This is a genomic window from Telluria sp. ZT3P26, assembly GCF_059686035.1.
In genome coordinates, this window is sequence record NZ_JCASII010000001.1 from 142,845 (window position 1) to 160,526 (window position 17,682).

The window sequence follows — 17,682 nt, forward strand, 5'->3', positions numbered from 1 at the left end:
CTATTCCAGCATTATTTAGCTGGCTGTGTCTTCAAGAACCGATCCAGCCACCCATTCACCGTGTGATGCCACTGCACGGAATTGGCAGGCTTCAGCACCCAGTGATTCTCATCCGGGAACACCAGCAGCTTGCTTTCGACACCCTGACGCTGCAGCGCCGTGAACGTCCCCAGCGCCTGCGCCGTCGGAATCCGGAAGTCCAGATCCCCCTGGATCACCAGCATCGGCGTCTTCCACTTCGCAACGTGATGAACCGGATTGAAGCGCTCATGGTTCTCCGGCACCTTGTAGTACGGCCCGCCATTTTCCCAGTCCGTGAACCACTGCTCTTCGGTCGAGTACGCCATGCCGCGCGTGTCGAACACGCCATCGTGATTGACGATGCACTTGAACTCATCCGACCAGTTACCAGCGATCCAGTTCATCATGTAGCCGCCGTACGACGCCCCCAGTGCGCAGTCGCGTGAGCGATCCAGCCATGGGAACTTCTTCACTGCGGCGTCGTAGCCCTTCTGCAGGTCGACCAGCGGCTTGCCGCCCCAGTCGTTGCTGATCGAGTCGGTGAATTTCTGGCCGTAGCCGGTCGAACCGTGGAAGTCGATGAACACGGCCGCGTAGCCGGCGCCCGCATAGGTCTGAGGATTCCAGCGATAGCTCCAGCTGTTGCCGAAGCTGCCTTGTGGCCCGCCGTGGACGATGAACGCCACCGGGTATTTCTGGCCCGGCTGCGCGTTCCACGGCTTCATCACGTAACCGTACACGGTGTCGCCATTGGCGCCAGCAAACGAGAACTGCTCGGCCTCGCCCCAGCGCACATCCTTCAATAGCTCGGTATTCAACGTGGTCAGCTGCTTCGGCTTCGCGCCCAGCTTCATCGAGAACAATTGCGCACCGGCTGACAGGTTCGCATGGGTATAGACCAGCGTGTCGCGGCGCAGGTCGAAGGCGCCCACGGCGCCGGTGTCGGTCAATGGCGTGACCTTGCCTCCGGCAACGTCGATGGAGAACAGGCGGTGCTGGCCGATGTCTTCCGCATCGACGATCAGCGCCTTGCCATCGGCGCGCCAGACCAGGCTGCCGGCCGAGCGGTCCCAGTTCGCGGCCAGCGGGCGCTTCTGGCCGGTCGCGACATCCATCAGCATGATCTGGTAGCGATCGGCCTCGAAGCCGGGGCGCGCCATCGCCAGGTAGGCCAGGGTGCGGCCATCGGGCGAGAACGTGCCCTTGGTGTCCCAGGCCGGATTGTCGGCCGTCAGGTTACGTGGGGCAGTGCCGCCTGCAGCGGGCACGCTGTACAGATCGAAGTTGGTCGACCAGGCTTCGGTCTTGCCGGCGATGCGGGCCGAGAACACGACCGTCTTGCCGTCCGGGCTGAAGCGGTATTCTTCACGATCACCGAACGGTTTCGAGGGCACGTCGCCGTCGAGGGAGCCCGACAGGCTGACCGGCTCGCCGGTGATCGTGCCTGCTGCGCCGATCGGCGCCGAGAACAGCACCGCATTGCGGTGGTCGCTCCAGGTATCCCAGTGGCGCGCGAACAGGCGGTCGTAGACCTTGCCGGTGGCCTTTTCTTTTTCTTTCGCATCGAGCCTGGCCTTGGTGCAGGCCAGGTCGGCGCAATCGCGGAACACTGCCAGGCTGAACGCGAGGCGATCGCCCGTGGGCGCGACGCGGAAGTTGTCGACGTCCAGCGGCAGGTCGGTGACCTTGACGGGCGCGCCGCCGGCCACTGGCTGGCGCCATACCTGGGACGAGCCCGAGCGCGCGGACAGGAAGTAGACGGCGTCGCCGGATGGCGACCATTCCGGATCGGCGCTGCTCGACGCATGGTCGGTCAGGCGCTGCGGCGTCGGCTTGGCGGCGCGCAGGTCGATCATCCAGAGTTGGGTATTGCCGCGGTTCTTTTCCATGTCGGTGCTGCGCACGGTGTAGATCACGCGCGTGGCGTCGGGCGATACGGCCGGGCTGCCGACCCGCTCCATATTGACCAGGTCTTCCACGGTGAAGCCGCGCGGCGCGGCCATTGCGGTGGTGGCGGCCAGGGTCGCCGCTGCCACCGTCATCAAACGAAATTTCATGCCATCCTCGTCGATCAGTCCCGCGGCCGGGTGCCGCAGGCAAGCCGGGAATGTACCACGCGCGCCGGGCCAGCCCCATACGACAACGCCCCCGCTGCCGGCAATGCCGGGCAGCGGGGGCGCTTCAACGTTCCCTAAGGTACAGGAAGTTTGTGATTATTTTGGCATGATGACCGTGTCGATGACGTGGATCACGCCGTTGTCGGCGACGATGTCGGTCTTGGTCACGGTGGCCTTGTCGACCATGACTTTGCCGCCGGCGACTTTCACCTTGAAGGCGCTGCCTTCAACGGTCTTGACGTCGCCCGGCTTGACGTCTGCTGCCTTCACGGTGCCTGGCACCACGTGGTACGTCAGGACCTTGGTCAGCGCGGCCTTGTCTTTCAGCAGCGCGTCCAGCTTGGCTTTTGGAATCTTGGCGAATGCGGCGTCGGTTGGTGCGAACACGGTGAATGGACCCGGGCCCTTGAGGGTGTCGGTCAGGCCGGCAGCCTGGACGGCCGTGACCAGCGTGTTGAACGTGCCGGCCGATTTCGCGGTATCAACGATATCTGCTGCGTTGGCGGCGCCGAAGGCGAAGGCGAGTGGCAGTGCGATCAGAAATTTTTTCATCGTATGACTCCATGTGGTTATTGCAGTTCGTTGTGAACCGCGTTGATTCCAATGTAATCCTCTTTTTACAACTTGTCTAACGTGTGCACCGTTTCTGTAGCATAATAAAGGTTCAATCAAGGGACGAAAATCATGGAAAACTCATTAAGAACCCATCATGAACCGATCATGTACCGGACCGGTGCTGCTGCGCGCCTGGCCGGATTGCCTGTAGAAACCCTGCGGGTCTGGGAGCGCCGTTACAGTTTATCGGATGCGCAGCGTTCTGAGCGCGGCCAGCGCCTGTATTCGGCCGAACAGGTCGCGCGCCTGGGTCTGCTCAAGCAACTGGTCGACCAGGGCCATTCGATCGGCGTGCTCGCCGGCCTGAATCGTGAGCAGCTGCAATCGATGCTGGGGCTGGATGGCCAGGCGCGGGCCATCGCCACGTCGCCGGCGCGCGTGCTGCTGGTCGGCGCGATGCTGTCGCGGCGTATTGCTGCCACCGGGCAAACGGCGCTCGGGCTGGACGTGCGTGGTCATTGCGCCACACTGGCACAAGCGCCGACATTGCCGCGCGAGGTCGGGGCGGACGTGCTGGTGATCGAACAGTCCGAACTCGACGATAGCGGCATCGCGCCGATTGCGGCGGCGCGCGAGGCCAGCGGTGTCGCGGCCGTCGTCGTGTTGTACCGCTTTTGTTCCAGTGCGACGATTCGCGCCCTGCGTGCGCAAGGCTGCCTGGTGGCACGCATTCCGGCTGACCTGTCCGAGCTGGCGCTGCTGTGCCAGTCGGCGCTGACCGGCCACCGTCCGCCCCTGCAGGAGCAGCCGCTGCCACCGGTGGCGCCACCCCGTTTCGATGACGAGGCGCTGGGCAACATCATGACGGCGGCCGCCAATCGCCTCAACTGCGAATGCCCGCGCCACCTGTCCGAGATCCTGATGATGATTTCGAGCTTCGAGCGCTACAGCGACCAGTGCGCCCACCGTAATCCCGAGGACGAGGTATTGCATGCGCGGCTGAAGATGGCAGCAGGGCGGGCGCGCGTCGTGATGGAAGATGCGATGGAGCATCTGGCCATCACGGAAGGATTGCCGTTGCCGAAAGGCTGAGGTCATCCGGATGCGTTAGTGGGGAAGGGTGATGGCACAGGATTCCAGGCAAGACCAACAGCGATCAAACTACATTTGCACAATAGTTCTTGATTTATTGATCACAGAGACTATGATGGGAGTTCGAGAGTATCCAGCACTTCTCCGGCATCACGAGCCGGCGGTGCATTGCCGTCATATCGAGGCATATCCTTTCCAACAACCATCGAGGTCGATATGAAAACGCTACTGATTGCAATTGCCTGTATTCCCCTGCTGGCCGCATGTAACAAGGATGTGCCGGAGCCCGTAACCACCGCACCGGCGACCACCGCGCCGGAGACCACTGCGCCGGCCACGGCAGCGCCTGCCGAGTCAGCGACCCCGGCAGCGGTCCTGGTGCCTGCAACCCCTGCCACCGAAACCATGCCAGCGGCGTCATCAGCCGCGTCGGGCTCATCGACTGCAGGGATGACCGCGTCCGGCGGCGAGGGCACCTACGTGGTCGACCGGGGCGACACCCTGTGGAGCATCGCAGCGAAACATAATATCCAGCATGGCGATCTGGCGAAGTGGAACAACATCAACGACCCACGCGAATTGCAGGTTGGCCGCAAGCTGACCTTGACCGCTCCGTGAGCTTGACCGCTTCAGTGCACTGAGCACGCTGGAAGGAGACGCTCCTGAGCTTTAGCGCTCGGGTTGCGCCGTCCAGTCGCCGCTCTTGCCACCCTGCTTTTCCAGCACCCGCACATTGGTCATGACCATGCCGCGGTCGACTGCCTTGCACATGTCGTACACGGTCAGCAGGCCCACCTGCACAGCAGTGAGCGCTTCCATCTCGACGCCGGTCTTGCCGATGGTTTCCACCTGCGCCCGGCAATGCACGCTGTTGGCCGCCTCATCGATCTCGAAATCGACCGCCACGCGCGTGATCGGCAACGGGTGACACAGTGGCACCAGGTCGCTCGTGCGCTTGGACGCCATGATCGCGGCGATGCGCGCGATGCCGATCACGTCCCCTTTTTTTGCACTGCCGGATGTGATCAGCGCCAGCGTGGCCGGCTGCATGCGGATGGTGCCGGCCGCGACGGCGATACGGTGCGTGTCCTCTTTGGCGCCGACATCGACCATATGGGCTTGGCCGGTGGCGTCGAAGTGGGTCAGATGGTCTGCGGTCGGGTTGGAAGGCGTCATGAATGGCTTGGTATCGTTGGGTAACAAAGTGTTCTGGGAGCAGCGGGGTGCATGCGGATACGGTTATGATAGCACCGTGAAATCTGTCGTCCGACCAGCATCCGTGCGCCGCTGGCGCCCCGTCCTGACTGCCGTTGCCCTGTGCACGACGGCGGCGTTTGCCGTGGCCGCCCAATCCGATCCGCTCAAGCGCGCCGACCACATCCATCTGCCGACACTGGGCGACACCGCACGGGGCGACCTGTCGCCGGTCGTCGAGCGCAAGCTTGGCGAAGAGATCATGCGCGATATCCGGCGCGACCGTGATTTTCTCGACGACGAACCGATCTCCGAATACCTGAACAACTTCGGCAATGGCCTCGTGGCTGCAGCGCCGGGCGCGCGCGGCGAAACCAATGCCGACTTTCACTTTTTCGCCGTGCGCGATGCGGCCCTGAATGCGTTCGCGCTGCCGGGTGGCTTCATCGGTGCGCACTCGGGGCTGGTGATTGCGGCCCAGACCGAATCCGAACTGGCCGGCGTCATGGCGCACGAGATCGGCCACGTCACGCAGCGCCACATTGCGCGCATGCTGGGCCAGCAGCGCCAGGATATCCTGCTGCCGCTCGCTTCGATGATCCTGGCGGCGCTGGCCGCGAAGGCCGGGTCGGATGCGGCGATCGGCGTGCTGATGGGCGGGCAGGGCCTGGTGGTCCAGCGCCAGCTGAACTTCAGCCGCGAGGCCGAGCGCGAGGCCGACCGCGTGGGCTTCCAGATCATGGAGGCGGGCGGCTACGACACGACCGGCATCGTCGCGTTTTTCCGGCGCCTGCAGAATGCCTCGAAGCTGTATGGCGAGCTGCCGGCCGGCCTCAGTAACCTGAGCAGTCACCCGCTGACCCAGGAGCGCATCAGCGACATGCAGGCGCGCATCCGCGAGATCCCCAAGAAGCAGCGCGTCGACAGCCTCGACTTTCACCTGGTGCGCGCGCGTATCCGCGTGTTGCAGGAGCCGAGCGAGCAGGGCCAGCGCAACACGCGCAGCGCCTTCAACACGCAGCTCAGGGAAACGCACCGCCATCAGCAGGCCGGCGCGCAGTATGGCCTGGCCTACCTGGCGCTCAAGCAGGGCAACCTGGCCGACGCGCAGAGCTGGCTCGACAAATCGCGCGAGACGATGAAGCCGCGCGAAGGCGTGCTGTCGGTGGCGTCGAATGTCGGCGATGGCGCGACCATGTATGCCGGCCTGGCGCTCGAGATCAAGATGGCGCCCGGCCAGCCGGCATCGGTGCTGGCCGAGGCCGTGAAGGAAGCCGAGACGATGCACAGCCGCTTCCCGCTGTCGCGCTCGCTCGCGCACCAGTACGCCGACGCCATGATCGCCACCGGCAAACTCGACGAGGCCACACGCTTCCTGCGTGAACAGTCGCAGCAATACCGCGAGGAATACAAGCTGCAGGATTTATTGGCCAAGGCCTACGCGAAGCAGGGCAAGATCGCGCTGCAGCACATGGCGCTGGCCGAATCGTATGTGCTGGCGGGTGCCACGCCGGCCGCAATGGCGCAGCTCGAGCTGGCGCGCAAGGCGCGCGACGCATCCTTCTACGACCAGGCCGTCATCGATGCGCGTGCCCGCGAACTCGAGACGCAGCAAAAGAAAGACAAGGAAGAGAAGGACGATTGACGGCCCGCCAGATCAGCCGACCCGGAAGCGGCGGCAACGATCACCACGGTAGGGTGGACGGGTTCCCCGCCCACGCGGTGATGGTTGGCAGTCAGATCATCCGGCCGGGAAGCAGCGCCGACAACCATCACCGCGTGGAAGGCGGAGCCTTCCACCCTACGTGGCGCGAGCTGGCATCCTGTTGAACCCGAACCGCTTCTCCAATTCGGCGCCCGCCACCCGTTCCACGGTCAAGACCTTGCCCTGCCACGGCAACGCCAGCGTGCCAGCGCCGCCGTCCAGCCACGCCATGACGGCGTCGTCCGATGCGCTACTGCCATCCAGCATGAACTGGCCCAGCACCTGCGCTACATCGCGGTCATCGAGCTGTGCCACGATGTCGCCGGCCACGAACAGCACTGCGCCTGCATCGCTCAAAAACACGTGCCCGACAGCCGTCAGCGCCTGCCCCGTCTGCAACAGCAAACCCTGCTGCGGATCGGTGCGCGCAATGAACGGCGCTGCCTCCAGATTCACGTACACGCGCTGCGGGCCATTCTGGAAGTACCAGTTGCCCCGTTCGTCGTGCAGGTAATTGCGGTTGATGAACCCCACCAGTTTCTCGTTCTCGAGCCGGTCGCCGGGCAAGCCGGCTTGCTGGGTCGCTTCGTCGCGCATGCGCCAGTGGCCGCGCGCATCGAGTGCGAGCCAGCCGTAGCAGTGCGGTACGTTTGGCCACTTGGCCATTGCCTGTTTTACGATATCGTCCATAGTGTCAGCCAGCATCGCACAGTTCGGCGCCGTTCAGCGCGCGCGTGCCCGCCACGCCATCGAAATGCTGCAGGATGCGCTGCGCCAGCCAGTCGATCCGCCCCGGAAACGGTCCGGTCGGAAAGCCGACGTGCCCGCCGGTGGCCGGATACTCGAGCGTCACCGCGGCCGATGCCGTCGTTGGCAGGTACATCCCCGGCAGGAACGGATCGTTGCGTGCATTGAGCACCAGTGTCGGCACGGTGATCGCGTCCAGCACGTGGCGCGCGCTGGCGCGGTGCCAGTAGTCATCGGTATCGCGGTAACCGTGCAGCGGCGCGGTCACCACATTGTCGAACGCGTACAGGTCGCGCGCGGCGAGCAGCGCGGCGCGGTCGAACAGGCCCGGAAACTGGTCGAGCTTGGCCAGGCACTTGGGCTTGAGCGTCTGCAGGAACATCCGGGTATAGATCATATTGAAGCCCGAAGACAGCGCCGCGCCGCCGCGCGCCAGATCGAGTGGGGCCGACACCGCGCACGCCGCATCGACAATCGATGCGCCATGGCCTGATTCGCCCAGCCAGCGCAGCAGCGCGTTGCCGCCCAGCGACACGCCGGCCGCGTAGAACACACCATCATGACGCGCGCGCAGCGAACGCACGATCCACTCGACTTCTGCGGCATCGCCCGAGTGATAGAAGCGGGGTGCCAGATTCGGCTCGCCCGAGCAGCCGCGAAAATGCGGTACCACGCCCGACCAGCCGCGCGCGGCCAGCGCTGCCATCAAGGCGCGCGCGTAATGGCTGTCCGATGAACCTTCCAGGCCGTGAAACAGCACCACCAGCGGCCGGCCCGGCTGGCCATCGACAAAATCGAGGTCGACGAAGTCGCCGTCCGCACTCGTCCAGCGCTCGCGGCGGTAGGCAACGGGCGGCTTGGCGATGCAGGTCGCCGGATACATGGTCTGGAGATGGCCGCCAGGCAGCCAGCGTGGTGCGCGGTAGGACATGAAGAAGGGAGGATAGGGGCGCCGGCAGGCGCGAACGCCCCGAAGGATCAGTGGTTCTTGAGTACCGTGCCTGGCGCCAGGCGGTAGCCGGTGCCGCAGTAAGGGCACTTCGCATCGCCGTGGTGGTCGAAATCGAGGAAGACGCGCGGGTGCGACGACCACAGCGGCATGGCCGGGTTCGGGCAGTGCGCCGGCAGGTCTTTGGCCGTGAGTTCCACGATCGGCATCGTCTTTTGGGTCATCTGGTGTCTCCGTCTGGCAGGTGGGCAAAGACAGGATTCTAACGGATTCCCCCTATTGTCGAAATGACCGTAAAATAATGCGCTCAACATATTGAGCCCAAGTGCCCGTTCTCAAGGGGCCACGACCCATTCCATGCGTTTCATGCCCCACTGTTCCCAGACCACCGCTGTCGTCCCAGCCGTCATTCCAACGCCTGGAAGTTGCGCGAACGCCACAACCACATGCCCGTGAACGCGGGCGAGCCGGCAGGCCAGCTTCCGGTCACCCTCGGTGACGCGCCCGATCGTGACGCGTTCCGCGACGGGTTCAAGACCGGCCTGCCAACGCTGTTCGGCATCGCTGCCTGGGGCCTGGTGGTAGGCATCGCCATGGTCAAGAGTGGCCTGTCGGTACCGCAGGCGCTCGGCATGACATTGCTCGTGTTCGCCGGCTCGGCGCAACTGGCGTCGTTGCCGCTGATCGCGGCGCAGGCGCCGATCTGGGTCATCTTTGCCACGGCGCTGGTCGTCAATCTGCGCTTCGTGATCTTTTCGGCGCTGCTGGCGCCGCATTTTGCCCACTTGCCATGGCGCCAGCGCCTGTATCTCGGCTATATCTCGGGCGATATTTCCGTGGCCTTGTTCCTGCAGAAATATCCGAGTCCGACGCCGGCGGTGGGCAAGCTGTCGTACCTGAAGGGCTTGATGTTCCCGAACTGGGGCGCCTGGCAGATTGGTTCGGTGATCGGAGTGTTCCTGGGCAGCACCGTGCCGGCCGAGTGGGGTCTGGGCTTTGCCGGCACGCTGGCCATCCTCTGCATCATGGTGCCATTGATGATCAACCGCGCCGCCTTGTGCGGCGTGCTGGTGGCGGGCACGGTCTCGGTGCTGGCCTACGAGCTGCCTTACAAGCTGGGCTTGCTGCTGGCGGTGCTGGTCGGGATGGTGACAGCAATGGTCATCGAAGAAACAATGGACAAGATAAAGGCGCGCCGTGGCTGATTGGGAAATCTGGGTTGTGATCGGCGTGCTGTGCGTGGCCACGGCCGCCACACGCAGTTCGTTCTGGCTGATCGGCCACCGCGTATCGATTCCGCCACGGGTGCAGGAAATGCTGCGCTATGCGCCGGCCTGTGCGCTGGCGGCCATCATCGGGCCCGATTTTCTGATCGATCCGCAGGGCGGGCTGCAGTTCACGCTGGCCAATCCGAAATTGCTGGCGGGGCTGGCCGCGTTTGCGTTCTATGTGTGGCGCCGTAACATGCTGCTGACGATTTTATTCGGCATGCTTGTCTTTACGGCACTGCGCGTCCTGCACGTTTTTGGCGGGACCCCCTGATGTACAATGACGTTTTTTCACTATTGCCACGCTGACCAATGGACGCTTCCCGCCGTTTCACCCGTTTGCAAGACCTGATCGATCAGAACGCCCTGCAGGGCAAGCGCGTCTTCATTCGCGCCGACCTGAATGTGCCCCAAGATGACGCTGGCAATATCACCGAAGACACGCGCATTCGCGCGTCGGTGCCGGCGATCCAGGCCGCCATCAAGGCGGGCGCGGCAGTGATGGTGACGTCGCACCTGGGTCGGCCGACCGAAGGCGCGTTCAAGCCGGAAGACAGCCTGGCGCCGGTCGCCGCGCGCCTGTCCGAGCTGCTCGGCCAGCCGGTCGAACTCAAGCAGGACTGGGTCGATGGCGTCGATGTCGCGCCGGGTTCGGTCGTGCTGCTTGAAAACTGCCGCGTGAATGCGGGCGAAAAGAAAAACAACGACGAACTGGCCCAGAAAATGGCCAAGCTGTGCGATGTCTACGTCAATGACGCGTTCGGCACTGCGCACCGCGCCGAAGCCACCACGCACGGCATCGCCAAGTTTGCACCGGTCGTCGCGGCAGGCCCGTTGCTGGCCGCTGAACTCGACGCACTGGGCAAGGCCCTCGGTCAGCCGCAGCGTCCGCTGCTGGCGATCGTCGCCGGCTCGAAAGTCTCGAGCAAGCTGACCATCCTGCAAAGCCTGGCCGACAAGGTCGACAACCTGATCGTCGGCGGCGGCATCGCCAACACGTTCATGAAGGCCGTCGGCCTGAACATCGGCAAGTCGCTCGTCGAAAACGACCTGGTGAACGAAGCCAAAGCCATCATCGACAAGATGGCCGCGCGCGGCGCGCAGGTGCCGATTCCCGTCGACGTCGTGTGCGCCAAGGAATTCGCGCCGACGGCTGCCGCCACTGTCAAGCTGGTGGCTGACGTACAAGACGACGACATGATCCTCGACATCGGCCCGCAGACCGCCGCCATGCTGGCAGAGCAGGTCGCCACGGCTGGCACGATCGTCTGGAATGGTCCGGTCGGCGTGTTCGAATTCGACCAGTTTGCCGAGGGCACCAAGACCCTGGCGCTGGCCATCGCCGGTTCCAGGGGCTTCTCGATCGCCGGTGGCGGCGACACCCTGGCTGCGATCGCAAAATACAAGATTGCCGACCAGATCGGCTACATTTCGACCGGTGGTGGCGCCTTCCTGGAATTCCTGGAAGGAAAAACGCTGCCGGCGGTGGATATCCTGCTGCAACGCAGCGCGCAGTCTGCAGCATAAATGAGACCCTAGCGCAGCCAGTGGCTGCGCTTTGTTTTTTACAAGGACACTTCATGTACCGTGGCACCAAGATCGTCGCAACCATCGGCCCAGCATCGACCGACTTCGATATTCTCGTCAAAATGATCCGCGCCGGCGTCGACGTCGTACGCCTGAATTTTTCGCACGGGAAGGCCCAGGATCACATCGACCGGGCCACCTTGGTACGCCGCGCTGCCGCCGAGTGCGGCCGTGAAGTGGCCATCATGGCCGACATGCAGGGTCCGAAGATCCGCGTCGGCAAGTTTGAAGAAGGCAAGATCTTCCTGAACAATGGCGACCGCTTCATCCTGGATGCCAAGTGGGGCGAGAACGGCGAACTGGGCAACCAGGAGCGCGTGGGCCTCGACTACAAGGCGCTGCCGCGCGACGTCAGGCCGGGCGACAGGCTGCTGCTGAATGACGGCCTGATCGTGCTGATCGTCGACCGCGTCGCCGGCCACGAAATCTGCACCACCGTCAAGGTGGGCGGCGAGCTGTCGAACAACAAGGGCATCAACCGCCAGGGCGGCGGCCTGACCGCGCCGGCCCTGACATCCAAGGACATGGAAGACATCAAGACCGCGATGAGCTTCCAGGCCGACTACCTGGCCATTTCGTTCCCGAAAAGCGCGACCGACATGGAAATGGCGCGCCAGCTGGCCAATATCGCCGGCGAGCCGTACGGCCACAAGCCGATGATGATCGCCAAGATCGAGCGCGCCGAAGCGATTCCGCTGCTGCAAGAGATCCTGGATGCATCGGACGGCATCATGGTCGCCCGTGGCGACCTGGCCGTCGAAGTGGGCAATGCCGCCGTGCCGGCGCTGCAAAAGCGCATGATCCGCATGGCGCGCGATTCGAACAAGCTGGCCATCACGGCGACCCAGATGATGGAGTCGATGATCGTCAACGCCGTGCCGACCCGCGCCGAAGTGTCGGACGTCGCCAACGCCGTGCTGGACGGCACCGACGCTGTCATGACCTCGGCCGAGACCGCATCGGGCAAGTACCCGATCGAAACCGTCGAAATGATGGCGGCGGTCTGCCTCGAAGCCGAGATGTCCGAATACAACAAGGTCGACGTCGATTTCCTCAACAAACAGTTCACCCGCATCGACCAGACCATCGCGTACGGTACGCTGTTCACCGCGCACCACTTGCGCGTGAAGGCGATCGTGGCGCTGACCGAATCGGGCTCGACCGCGTTGTGGATGAGCCGTCACAGCATCGACACGCCGATCCTGGCGCTGACGCCGCTCAAGACGACCGAGCGCAAGGCCTCGCTGTACCGCAACGTGCGCGCCTTCCACCTCGAGCAAGAGGGCGGCAGCCACGCCGTGCTGCGCAAGGCAGAAGAGCTGTTGATGAGCGAAGGCTACGTGCGCAAGGGTGACCTGATCGTCGTGACGTGGGGCTCGCCAATGGGCGAAGCCGGCGGCACCAATGCGCTCAAGATCGTGCGTGTGGGCGAATATGATTAACGGGACGCGGCGCCGCGCCTGATGCGTTCACGGCATGCCGGTTTTCTGGCATGCCGCGCTCGGCAAGCGCTGCCTCCCGACAAGTTTCTTTATTGTTTTGGAGTACTACCATGGCACTCGTATCACTGCGTCAGTTGCTGGACCACGCCGCCGAAAACGGCTACGGCCTGCCGGCATTTAACGTCAACAACCTCGAACAGGTGCAGGCCATCATGGCTGCCGCCGACGCTGTCAACAGCCCGGTGATCATGCAGGCATCGGCCGGCGCGCGCAAGTACGCGGGCGAAGCCTTCCTGCGTCACCTGATCGACGCTGCGGTCGAAGCGTACCCGCACATCCCCGTCGTCATGCACCAGGATCACGGCCAGTCGCCGGCCGTCTGCATGGCTGCGATCCGTTCGGGTTTCTCGTCGGTGATGATGGACGGTTCGCTCGAGGCCGATGGTAAGAGCGTCGCCAGTTATGAATACAACGTCGCCGTCTCGCAAGAAGTCGTCAAGTTCGCACACTCGATCGGTGTGACCGTCGAAGCCGAACTGGGCGTGCTCGGTTCGCTCGAAACGATGATGGGCGACAAGGAAGACGGCCACGGCGCCGACGGCGCCATGACCCGCGAGCAGCTCTTGACCGACGTCGACCAGGCCGCCGACTTCGTCAAGCGCACCCAGTGCGACGCGCTGGCAATCGCCATCGGCACCTCGCACGGCGCGTACAAATTCACGCGCAAGCCAACCGGCGACATCCTGGCGATCGACCGCATCAAAGAGATTCACGCGCGCATCCCGAACACCCACCTGGTGATGCACGGTTCGTCGTCGGTGCCGCAGGAGCTGCTGGCGATCATCCGCGAATTCGGCGGCGACATGAAAGAGACCTACGGCGTGCCGGTCGAAGAGATTCAAGAAGGCATCAAGCACGGTGTCCGCAAGATCAACATTGACACCGACATTCGCCTGGCGATGACGGCCGCGATTCGCAAGTACATGTTCCAGAATCCGTCGAAGTTCGATCCACGTGACTACCTGAAGCCGGCGCGCGAAGCGGCAATGGACGTGTGCAAGGCGCGCTTCCTGTCGTTCGGCTGCGAAGGCCAGGCCGACAAGATCAAGCCGATCCCGCTGGACAAGATGGCCGAGCGCTACAAGGCGGGCGAGCTGTCGCAGATCGTTCAATAAACGGCACGGATGGCGGCAATGCCGCCATCCCCGGGTTCGATCGCCCGCGTCGCAAATTGACGTAAAATATCGCATTGACCAGGCCTCACCGCCTGACTTTCACAACCGGCGGCCCGTTCCGCCGGTTCCGCTTTCCTGATACCCCATCTATGAACAGCCTCTACCAATCCTCCATTCAGTCCCTGCCACTGCTCGGTCACGGCAAGGTGCGCGATAACTACGCCGTTGGCGACGACAAGATCCTGATCGTCACCACCGACCGCCTGTCGGCCTTCGACGTGGTCATGAACGAGCCGATTCCCGGCAAGGGCAAGGTACTGAACCAGATGAGCGATTTCTGGTTCGAGAAGCTCGGCCACATCGTGCCGAACCACCTGACCGGCGTCGCGCCGGAAAGCGTGGTTGCGCCGGACGAGGTCGAGCAGGTAACCGGCCGCGCGGTCGTGGCCAAGCGCCTGAAACCGATCATGGTCGAAGCCGTCGTGCGCGGCTACATCATCGGTTCGGGCTGGAAGGATTATCAGCAAAGCGGCGCCATCTGCGGCATCTCGCTGCCGGCCGGTCTTCAGCAGGCTGAAAAGCTGCCGGAGCCTATCTTCACGCCGGCCGCCAAGGCCGACCTGGGCGAGCACGACGAAAACATCTCGTTCGCCCAGATGGAAGAAAAAATCGGCGCCGAACTGGCCGCCAAAATGCGCGACATCAGCATCAAGCTCTACACGACCGCTGCCGAATACGCGGCAACGCGCGGCATCATCATCGCCGACACCAAGTTCGAATTCGGCCTGGACGACAACAACGTGCTGCACCTGATGGACGAAGTGCTGACCGCCGATTCGTCGCGCTTCTGGCCAGCCGATTCGTACGCGCCGGGCATGTCGCCGCCATCGTTCGACAAGCAGTTCGTGCGCGACTATCTCGAAACGCTGACCGACTGGCCAAAGACCGCACCTGCGCCAAGCCTGCCGCAGGACGTTATCGACAAAACCCAGGCCAAGTATTTCGAGGCCATCGAACGCCTGACCGGCGAAAAGCTGAAGGCATAAGTGATGACCGAGCAATCCAAGCCGCTCGTCGGCGTCATCATGGGCTCGTCGTCCGACTGGGACGTGATGCAGAACGCGGTCGCGATCCTGAAGCAGTTCGGCGTGCCGTTCGAAGCGTCGGTGATTTCGGCCCACCGCATGCCGGACGAAATGTTCACCTACGCCGAGACAGCCCGCGCGCGCGGCCTGCGCGCGATCATCGCCGGTGCTGGCGGCGCGGCCCACCTGCCTGGCATGGTGGCCGCCAAGACCATCGTGCCGGTGCTGGGCGTGCCCGTGCCGTCGAAGTACCTGCGCGGCGAAGACTCGCTGCTGTCGATCGTGCAGATGCCCAAAGGCGTGCCGGTGGCGACGTTTGCCATCGGTGAAGCCGGCGCCGCCAATGCAGCCCTGACCGCCGTGGCGATCCTGGCTGCCAATGACGACGCGCTGGCCGACAAGCTGGAGCAGTTCCGCCGCGACCAGACCGCCGCCGCCCAGGCCATGACCTTACCTGTTTGATCCGATGACCCAAGCGCAGCAGACTTCTCCAATTCTTCCATCGGCCGATCCGTCCACCTGGCTTGGCGTGATGGGCGGCGGCCAGCTTGGCCGCATGTTCGCGCATGCCGCGCAAAGCATGGGTTACCAGGTCGCCGTGCTCGAACCGAGCGCCGACTGTCCGGCCGGGCAGGTTGCCGATCGCACCATCGAAGGCAACTACGACGATGCGGCGGCACTGGCCGAACTGCGCGCGCTGTGCGCCGCCGTGACGACCGAGTTCGAGAACGTCCCGGCCGACAGCCTGCAACTGCTGGCCGAAGGCAGCTTTGTCGCACCGGGCGCATCGTGCGTGTCGATCGCGCAGGACCGCATCGCCGAAAAGCGGTTCTTTGTGGAGTGCGCGCCAACCTCGAAGGTGATGCCGGCGCCGCACAAGACGATCGCCTCGCACGCCGACATCGACGCCATCGGTGACGATCTGCTGCCGGGTATTCTGAAAACCGTGCGCATGGGGTACGACGGCAAGGGCCAGGTGCGCGTGCGCACGCGCGACGACGTGCGCGCAGCGTTTGACGATATGGACGGCGTGACCTGCATGCTCGAAAAGATGCTGCCGCTGGCCTATGAAGTGTCGGTGCTGACCGCGCGCGGCCATGACGGCGCCTCGGTCGTGTACCCGATCGCCGAAAACGTGCATCGCGACGGCATCCTGTTTACCACCACCGTGCCGGGCCCGAACGTGTCGCCGGCATGCGCGCGCCAGGCCCAGGATGCGGCGCGCGCCATCGTTGACCAGCTGGGTTACGTTGGCGTGCTGTGCATCGAGTTCTTCGTGCTCGACGATGGCACGCTGGTCGTCAACGAGATGGCGCCGCGCCCGCACAACAGCGGTCACTACACGATCGACGCCTGCATCACGAGCCAGTTCGCGCAGCAGGTGCGCGCGATGGCGCGCCTGCCGCTGGGCGACGTGCGCCAGCATTCGCCGAGCGTCATGCTCAATATCCTGGGCGATGTCTGGTTCGACGGTGACACCGACACCGTGCGCGAACCGGCCTGGGACCGCGTGCTGGCGCTGCCGGGCGCCAACCTGCACCTGTACGGCAAGAACGATCCGCGCCGCGCCCGCAAGATGGGCCACGTGACGTTTGTTGCGCCCACGCTGGACGAAGCGCAGGCCAGTCTGCACTCCGCCTGCGCCATCCTCGGCATCGAAGCGTAACCATGACCGACCTGCAGATCGACCAGTCGGTCATCGACACCGCCGCCCGCCTGCTCGAAGCGGGCGAGCTGGTTGCGTTCCCGACCGAGACCGTGTACGGCCTGGGCGCCGACGCCGAGAATCCGGCCGCGGTGGCCGCCATCTACGCTGCCAAGGGCCGCCCGCAAGACCATCCCGTGATCGTGCACCTGGCGCCGGAAGCGCCGCTCGATTACTGGGCGTGCGACATCCCGCCCGAAGCCGGCGCGCTGGCCGCCGCCTTCTGGCCCGGCCCTCTGACGATGATCCTGAAACGCGCGCCGAACATCCCCGATGCCGTCAGCGGCGGCCAGGACACGGTCGGCCTGCGCTGCCCGGCGCACCCGGTGGCGCTGGCGCTGCTGCGCGCGTTCAAGGGCGGCAAAGGCGGCATCGCCGCGCCGTCAGCCAACAAGTTCGGGCACGTGAGCCCGACGCTGGCCGATCACGTCGTCGACGAATTCGAACTGGACGACACGGTGGCGATGGTGCTCGATGGCGGCCCGTCGCAGGTCGGCATCGAATCGACCATCGTCGACCTGTCGCGCCTGGACACGCTCGGCCCGGTGCTGCTGCGCCCTGGCCACATCAGCGCCGAGGCCATTGCGGCGGTGATCGACCGTATGCCGGCCGCAGCCGATGCGGCCGCGCCGCGTGCCTCGGGCACCCTTGAATCGCATTACGCGCCGCACACACCGGTTGCGATGCAGGCGCGCGCCGTGCTGCTCGAGACCATCGAGCAACTGCACGCTGCCGGACGCAAGGTCGCGCTGATCCACGTCAGCACCATGCCGGAAACCCACGCAGCGCAGCGCCTGCCGCCGCAGCCGGCGGGGTTCGCCCACGCGCTGTACGCCGCGCTGCGCGCGATGGACGGGCAGGGCGCCGACGTCATCCTGGTCGAATCACCACCGCAGCAGGGCGAGTGGCTGGGCGTCAATGATCGCCTGCGCCGCGCTGCGCATGGTTCGACGGGCATCGTCCACGGATTGCTCAACAGTCGACCAGACGTTTAATTCAAATCAACGAATCGATTGATGGGGCGTAAGTACACCGCAACT

The 17,682-nt window shown here is 64.3% G+C and carries 18 protein-coding genes; 12 read left to right on the forward strand and 6 right to left on the reverse strand.

Annotated features, from left to right (window positions below; all coding sequences use genetic code 11):
* Window positions 1-11: 11 nt before the first annotated feature.
* Both AC56LN_RS00675 and AC56LN_RS00680 read right to left on the reverse strand, forming a co-directional pair.
* Window positions 12-2,078 (reverse strand): S9 family peptidase, encoded by a 2,067-nt coding sequence (locus AC56LN_RS00675; RefSeq protein ID WP_499569424.1) that lies wholly within the window; start codon window positions 2,076-2,078, stop codon window positions 12-14.
* 156 nt (window positions 2,079-2,234) lie between these two features.
* Entirely contained in the window at window positions 2,235-2,690 is a 456-nt protein-coding gene (locus AC56LN_RS00680; RefSeq protein ID WP_183556134.1) for a fasciclin domain-containing protein, read from the reverse strand.
* Window positions 2,691-2,858: 168 nt separating this feature from the next.
* Here AC56LN_RS00680 and AC56LN_RS00685 point away from each other — a divergent pair, with 168 nt between their 5' ends.
* On the forward strand, window positions 2,859-3,785 hold the full coding sequence (locus AC56LN_RS00685; RefSeq protein ID WP_499569425.1) for a MerR family transcriptional regulator: 927 nt from the start codon (window positions 2,859-2,861) through the stop codon (window positions 3,783-3,785).
* A gap of 216 nt (window positions 3,786-4,001) precedes the next feature.
* Window positions 4,002-4,403, forward strand: coding sequence for a LysM peptidoglycan-binding domain-containing protein (locus AC56LN_RS00690; RefSeq protein WP_499569426.1), 402 nt, complete (start codon window positions 4,002-4,004; stop codon window positions 4,401-4,403).
* Window positions 4,404-4,454: 51 nt separating this feature from the next.
* Here AC56LN_RS00690 and moaC read toward each other — a convergent pair whose 3' ends face one another.
* Window positions 4,455-4,961: a cyclic pyranopterin monophosphate synthase MoaC gene (moaC, locus tag AC56LN_RS00695; RefSeq protein ID WP_499569428.1), complete on the reverse strand. Its 507-nt coding sequence runs from the start codon at window positions 4,959-4,961 to the stop codon at window positions 4,455-4,457.
* Between the two features lie 124 nt (window positions 4,962-5,085).
* On the opposite strand from moaC, the gene AC56LN_RS00700 reads away from it, so the two are divergent.
* On the forward strand, window positions 5,086-6,624 hold the full coding sequence (locus tag AC56LN_RS00700) for a M48 family metalloprotease (RefSeq protein ID WP_499570758.1): 1,539 nt from the start codon (window positions 5,086-5,088) through the stop codon (window positions 6,622-6,624).
* 156 nt (window positions 6,625-6,780) lie between these two features.
* Here the strand turns inward: AC56LN_RS00700 and AC56LN_RS00705 are convergent, their stop codons facing one another.
* From AC56LN_RS00705 to AC56LN_RS00715, 3 genes are read right to left on the reverse strand one after another with little or no spacing between them, the layout of a single operon-like run.
* A complete protein-coding gene (locus AC56LN_RS00705; protein ID WP_499569430.1) occupies window positions 6,781-7,374 on the reverse strand; it encodes a DUF2946 family protein in 594 nt (197 codons plus the stop codon).
* Window positions 7,375-7,378: 4 nt separating this feature from the next.
* The gene (locus AC56LN_RS00710; protein ID WP_499569431.1) at window positions 7,379-8,362 is read right to left on the reverse strand and encodes a YheT family hydrolase; all 984 of its coding nucleotides are present in this window, start codon (window positions 8,360-8,362) and stop codon (window positions 7,379-7,381) included.
* A 47-nt stretch (window positions 8,363-8,409) separates the two neighbouring features.
* On the reverse strand, window positions 8,410-8,604 hold the full coding sequence (locus AC56LN_RS00715; protein ID WP_343026248.1) for a zinc-finger domain-containing protein: 195 nt from the start codon (window positions 8,602-8,604) through the stop codon (window positions 8,410-8,412).
* 222 nt (window positions 8,605-8,826) lie between these two features.
* Between AC56LN_RS00715 and AC56LN_RS00720 the strand changes: the two genes are divergently transcribed.
* The 9 genes from AC56LN_RS00720 (at window position 8,827) to AC56LN_RS00760 (ending at window position 17,637) form a co-directional block, all read left to right on the forward strand.
* Window positions 8,827-9,585, forward strand: coding sequence for an AzlC family ABC transporter permease (locus AC56LN_RS00720; RefSeq protein ID WP_499569433.1), 759 nt, complete (start codon window positions 8,827-8,829; stop codon window positions 9,583-9,585).
* Window positions 9,578-9,922, forward strand: coding sequence for an AzlD domain-containing protein (locus AC56LN_RS00725; protein ID WP_183556141.1), 345 nt, complete (start codon window positions 9,578-9,580; stop codon window positions 9,920-9,922). Before AC56LN_RS00720 ends, AC56LN_RS00725 begins: the two co-directional genes overlap by 8 nt.
* Window positions 9,923-9,960: 38 nt before the next feature.
* Window positions 9,961-11,175, forward strand: coding sequence for a phosphoglycerate kinase (locus tag AC56LN_RS00730; protein WP_499569434.1), 1,215 nt, complete (start codon window positions 9,961-9,963; stop codon window positions 11,173-11,175).
* Window positions 11,176-11,228: 53 nt separating this feature from the next.
* A complete protein-coding gene (gene pyk / locus AC56LN_RS00735) occupies window positions 11,229-12,677 on the forward strand; it encodes a pyruvate kinase (RefSeq protein WP_499569435.1) in 1,449 nt (482 codons plus the stop codon).
* A gap of 110 nt (window positions 12,678-12,787) precedes the next feature.
* The gene (gene fba, locus AC56LN_RS00740; RefSeq protein ID WP_183556144.1) at window positions 12,788-13,852 is read left to right on the forward strand and encodes a class II fructose-bisphosphate aldolase; all 1,065 of its coding nucleotides are present in this window, start codon (window positions 12,788-12,790) and stop codon (window positions 13,850-13,852) included.
* A 149-nt stretch (window positions 13,853-14,001) separates the two neighbouring features.
* Window positions 14,002-14,898, forward strand: a complete 897-nt coding sequence (locus AC56LN_RS00745) for a phosphoribosylaminoimidazolesuccinocarboxamide synthase (protein WP_499569436.1) — start codon at window positions 14,002-14,004, stop codon at window positions 14,896-14,898.
* Window positions 14,899-14,901: 3 nt separating this feature from the next.
* Window positions 14,902-15,399 (forward strand): 5-(carboxyamino)imidazole ribonucleotide mutase, encoded by a 498-nt coding sequence (gene purE, locus AC56LN_RS00750; RefSeq protein ID WP_183556146.1) that lies wholly within the window; start codon window positions 14,902-14,904, stop codon window positions 15,397-15,399.
* Between the two features lie 4 nt (window positions 15,400-15,403).
* Window positions 15,404-16,603, forward strand: coding sequence for a 5-(carboxyamino)imidazole ribonucleotide synthase (locus AC56LN_RS00755; RefSeq protein WP_499569437.1), 1,200 nt, complete (start codon window positions 15,404-15,406; stop codon window positions 16,601-16,603).
* Between the two features lie 2 nt (window positions 16,604-16,605).
* The gene (locus tag AC56LN_RS00760) at window positions 16,606-17,637 is read left to right on the forward strand and encodes an L-threonylcarbamoyladenylate synthase (RefSeq protein ID WP_499569438.1); all 1,032 of its coding nucleotides are present in this window, start codon (window positions 16,606-16,608) and stop codon (window positions 17,635-17,637) included.
* Window positions 17,638-17,682: the final 45 nt, after the last annotated feature.

What these genes read in the sequence shown, in the direction of transcription:
- AC56LN_RS00685 (WP_499569425.1), top strand. Translation starts at nt 2,859, where the DNA reads ATGTACCGGACCGGTGCTGCTGCGCGCCTGGCCGGATTGCCTGTAGAA.
- purE (WP_183556146.1), top strand. Translation starts at nt 14,902, where the DNA reads ATGACCGAGCAATCCAAGCCGCTCGTCGGCGTCATCATGGGCTCGTCG.
- AC56LN_RS00710 (WP_499569431.1), bottom strand. Translation starts at nt 8,362, where the DNA reads ATGTCCTACCGCGCACCACGCTGGCTGCCTGGCGGCCATCTCCAGACC.
- AC56LN_RS00675 (WP_499569424.1), bottom strand. Translation starts at nt 2,078, where the DNA reads ATGAAATTTCGTTTGATGACGGTGGCAGCGGCGACCCTGGCCGCCACC.
- AC56LN_RS00730 (WP_499569434.1), top strand. Translation starts at nt 9,961, where the DNA reads ATGGACGCTTCCCGCCGTTTCACCCGTTTGCAAGACCTGATCGATCAG.
- AC56LN_RS00715 (WP_343026248.1), bottom strand. Translation starts at nt 8,604, where the DNA reads ATGACCCAAAAGACGATGCCGATCGTGGAACTCACGGCCAAAGACCTG.
- AC56LN_RS00690 (WP_499569426.1), top strand. Translation starts at nt 4,002, where the DNA reads ATGAAAACGCTACTGATTGCAATTGCCTGTATTCCCCTGCTGGCCGCA.
- AC56LN_RS00745 (WP_499569436.1), top strand. Translation starts at nt 14,002, where the DNA reads ATGAACAGCCTCTACCAATCCTCCATTCAGTCCCTGCCACTGCTCGGT.
- moaC (WP_499569428.1), bottom strand. Translation starts at nt 4,961, where the DNA reads ATGACGCCTTCCAACCCGACCGCAGACCATCTGACCCACTTCGACGCC.
- AC56LN_RS00680 (WP_183556134.1), bottom strand. Translation starts at nt 2,690, where the DNA reads ATGAAAAAATTTCTGATCGCACTGCCACTCGCCTTCGCCTTCGGCGCC.
- pyk (WP_499569435.1), top strand. Translation starts at nt 11,229, where the DNA reads ATGTACCGTGGCACCAAGATCGTCGCAACCATCGGCCCAGCATCGACC.
- AC56LN_RS00705 (WP_499569430.1), bottom strand. Translation starts at nt 7,374, where the DNA reads ATGGACGATATCGTAAAACAGGCAATGGCCAAGTGGCCAAACGTACCG.
- AC56LN_RS00755 (WP_499569437.1), top strand. Translation starts at nt 15,404, where the DNA reads ATGACCCAAGCGCAGCAGACTTCTCCAATTCTTCCATCGGCCGATCCG.
- fba (WP_183556144.1), top strand. Translation starts at nt 12,788, where the DNA reads ATGGCACTCGTATCACTGCGTCAGTTGCTGGACCACGCCGCCGAAAAC.
- AC56LN_RS00760 (WP_499569438.1), top strand. Translation starts at nt 16,606, where the DNA reads ATGACCGACCTGCAGATCGACCAGTCGGTCATCGACACCGCCGCCCGC.
- AC56LN_RS00720 (WP_499569433.1), top strand. Translation starts at nt 8,827, where the DNA reads ATGCCCGTGAACGCGGGCGAGCCGGCAGGCCAGCTTCCGGTCACCCTC.